The following is a 3646-nucleotide window of genomic DNA, read 5'->3' as shown; positions in this document are numbered from 1 at the left end:
TTTCCTGAAGAAATGATCTCACGGTCAATAAAATCAAGCCAGATACTCTGACCAAAACCATGTATCTGCGCTACGTTATTAGTTGCCATAATAGGGTTTGTTTTTTTGTTTGTTAATTATTTTGTTAAAAGCGCGATGAAGGTAGTAAAAATTGCTACCAAATCGGTCTGTTATGTAAAGTTCTTAATAAGAATGCCGGCAATTGTAAGATTTATATCATACTTTGTTAACATATCCTGGTTAAGTCCCCGGTTTTTAGCAGTAAATGCCAGTTTTTAGTCTCAAATTAGAATTAGTAAGTCAAAAGTCTCATTTTCTTTATCATTTCGAGTCAAAGACTTCAAACTTAAGGCTAAACCTAAGTATTCGAGGCCATGATAATATTCACATCAAAGCCGATAAAAAGCCCGCTCTCAATTACTCCTGTTATTGATTTAATATCTCTTTCAAAACTTTTGCCGATCTCAGCAAACTTAGCATCCAATACAAGGTTGCCGTTTTCTGAAATTATGGGGCCGTCCTTACCTTTCGCCGGACGGATGGTCAATTCGGTAGCTCCCAAACTTTTCAGTTCCTTTTCCACATAAGGTAGTGCCTGTGGGAAAACCTCAATAGGCACAGGAAATTTAGAGCCCAATTTATCAACCATTTTCGATTCGTCAACTATAATATAGCTAACCGCGCTTGAACTGATCAGCAGCTTCTCTTTGAACATTGCCCCACCACGTCCTTTGATCAGGCTTTTATCAGGGTCAACCTCATCTGCACCGTCAAACAGCCAGTCGGGTTTATATTCATAAAGCGTTGTCACAGGCAAGCCCAGCTTGGCACAAAACATAGAAAGCTCAACCGAGGTAGGGATAGCCTTTACATTCAGTTTTTCATCTTTTACCCTTTGGGCAATAGCCACCAGGGCCAGGTATGATGTTGAGCCTGAGCCAACACCTATAATATCGCCATCCTTAACTTTTGCTGCAATTTCGGCAGCTACCTTTTGTTTGCCTTCGATGTTGATGATCTTATCGGCCCACTCCAGGTTATTTATCAGGTTGCTGTTCCAGTTCATTTTGGTTAGAATCAAGAAGTCAAGAACCAAGAGACAAGAAGAAAAACTTATCTCCTTACTGTTTGACTCTTACTTGTATATTTTTTAAAATCAAGAGCCAGGAAAATTCTTGATTCCTGACTCTTGATTTCTTGCCTCTATAAAAGAGCTTTTGCTTTTTTAACAACGTTATCAACAGTGAAACCGAAGTGTTTGTAAAGGTCTTCAGCTGGTGCCGACTCGCCAAAGGTGGTCATGCCCAACATATCGCCTTCGTCGGTGGTGTATTTATGCCAGCCCATTGGTGACGCCATTTCAACAGCCAAACGTTTTTTGCTTGCTTTAGGGAATACCGACTCTTTGTAAGCCGCATCCTGTTTTTCAAACAGCTCCCATGATGGCATACTTACCACGCGGGTTGAAATACCTTCAGCTTCTAATTTTTCCTGTGCCTGCATGATCAAAGCAACTTCCGAACCTGTTGCAATCAGGATCAGATCTGGTCCTTTGCTGCCTTCAGAAAGTACATAAGCACCTTTCTCCAGGTTTTCGGCTTTACCATATTTATCCTGGTCAAGGATAGGTAAGCCCTGGCGGGTAAAGATCAGCACAGTTGGGCCACCTTTTTTCTCGATGGCAACGCGCCATGCATGCGCGCTTTCGTTAGCATCAGCCGGGCGGATCACGGTTAAATTTGGTATAGAACGTAGAGAAGCTAATTGCTCAATAGGTTGGTGGGTAGTACCATCCTCACCCAAGCCGATACTGTCATGCGTATAAACGAAGATCGGGTTGATTTTCATGATGGCTGCCAAACGGATTGGCGGGCGCATATATTCTGAGAACATCAGGAAGGTAGCGCCGAAAGGTAACAAACCTTTGGTTAAAGCCATACCATTTAAAGCCGAACCCATGGCATGCTCGCGGATACCAAAGTGGAAATTACGGCCTGCGCGGTTTTCTGATGTAAATGAATCGTACTCTTTCAGGTTGGTTTCTGTTGACGGGGCAAGGTCGGCCGCGCCACCTATCAGGTTTGGCAATGCCGGGGCGATAGCGTTCAATACTTTGCCTGATGCCTGGCGGGTTGCCATTTTAGGATCAGAGCCTTTAAATACAGGCAATTTATCTTTCCATCCGGCTGGTAGTTCGCCTTTAGCGGCAGCTTCATATTCGGCGGCTAATTCAGGGAATTTTGCTTTATAGTCGGCAAATAATTTGTTCCATTTTTCTTCAACAGCGGCACCTCTTGCTCCTTTAGTATGGTAGTAATCCAATACTTCATCAGATACGTTGAATGATTTATCAGGATCAAAACCGAAGAACTGTTTTACCAGTTTAATTTCGTCACCACCCAGCGGTGAACCATGTGAGCCTGCGGTACCCGATTTGTTAGGGCTACCATAAGCTATCAGCGAACGAACGCGGATAAATGATGGTTTCTGAGTTTCAGATTTAGCATTGATCAAAGCCAGCTCAAGCGCGTGGGTATCATTAACATCGGCAATGTCCTGTACGTGCCAGCCGTATGAACGGAAACGGGCGCTTACATCTTCAGTAAATGCAATATCTGTGCTGCCTTCAATGGAGATGTGGTTATCATCATATAAATAGATGAGGTTGCCCAATTGCAGGTGACCGGCTAACGACGCAGCTTCAGAAGTTACGCCTTCCATCAAATCGCCATCGCTGCAGATAGTATAAATATTGTAGTTGAACAGCTCAAAACCAGGCTTGTTGTAGCGGGCAGCCAAATGTTTTTGCGCGATGGCAAAACCCACAGCATTGGCAAAACCCTGTCCCAACGGACCAGTAGTTACTTCAATGCCCGGAGCCAAACCATATTCCGGGTGACCGGCGGTTTTGCTGTTTAACTGGCGGAACTGTTTGATATCATCTAAAGAAAGATCATAGCCTGTTAAATACAAAAAGTTGTACTGTAAAATACAAGCATGGCCAGCCGAAAGGATAAACCTGTCGCGGTTTGCCCAATCAGGGTTTTTAGGGTTATAGTTCAAAAACTTTGTCCATAAAACGTGGCCCATCGGTGCCAGCGCCATGGCTGTACCAGGGTGGCCTGAATTTGCTTTTTGCACGGCATCGGCAGCTAATACCCTTACGGTATCTATCGCCAATTTCTCTATGTCTTGTTTGCTTTCCATTTTATTTGTCAGGTATTGTAGTTAGTGTTAGTTTTTAATTTATTCGGTAGGGGTTGCTATTTTGCGCTTGGTTTTGCTTTCCGTTTCACCGAGCCAAAGCCTTGCGCCGCCTTTTATACCATCGGCATTGGTAACTATCTTCATGTTTTTATCAAGCTTAAAGGTAAGCTTATCTGAATTGCCACCGCCAATGTATAAAGTATCATAATTGAATACGGTTTTCAGTATTTTGAAAACCTTTTTCATGCGCTTGTTCCATTTTTCCTTGCCTTCTTTTTCTAAAGCTCTTTCGCCTATGTAGTTATCATAGGTAACGTCTTCTTTTATTGGGAGGTGGGCAAGCTCAAAGTGGGGCAATAAATGACCGTCCATTAACAAAGCAGTACCAAAACCGGTGCCCAGGGTAATTACCATTTCAAGGCCTTTACTGGCTACTACG

General features: G+C 43.3%; 2 protein-coding genes and 1 pseudogene. All 3 read right to left on the bottom strand.

Annotation, left to right across the window (positions count from 1 at the left end):
• Positions 1-358 precede the first annotated feature (358 nt).
• A complete protein-coding gene (gene rpiA / locus VF500_RS13760) occupies positions 359-1066 on the bottom strand; it encodes a ribose 5-phosphate isomerase A (protein WP_330860222.1) in 708 nt (235 codons plus the stop codon).
• 137 nt (positions 1067-1203) lie between these two features.
• The gene (gene tkt, locus VF500_RS13755) at positions 1204-3207 is read right to left on the bottom strand and encodes a transketolase (protein WP_330860221.1); all 2004 of its coding nucleotides are present in this window, start codon (positions 3205-3207) and stop codon (positions 1204-1206) included.
• Positions 3208-3246: 39 nt separating this feature from the next.
• Positions 3247-3646 (bottom strand): annotated as a pseudogene (locus tag VF500_RS13750) (ROK family protein); the annotation flags it as partial.

This window comes from Mucilaginibacter sp. (assembly GCF_036383575.1).
Lineage (GTDB): Bacteria > Bacteroidota > Bacteroidia > Sphingobacteriales > Sphingobacteriaceae > Mucilaginibacter.
Note: the sequence above shows the minus strand (reverse complement) of the source record. Positions and strands in the feature narration are given on the sequence as shown.

Coding starts and splice junctions, on each gene's coding strand:
- rpiA (WP_330860222.1), bottom strand. CDS start 1,066: ATGAACTGGAACAGCAACCTGATAAATAACCTGGAGTGGGCCGATAAG.
- tkt (WP_330860221.1), bottom strand. CDS start 3,207: ATGGAAAGCAAACAAGACATAGAGAAATTGGCGATAGATACCGTAAGG.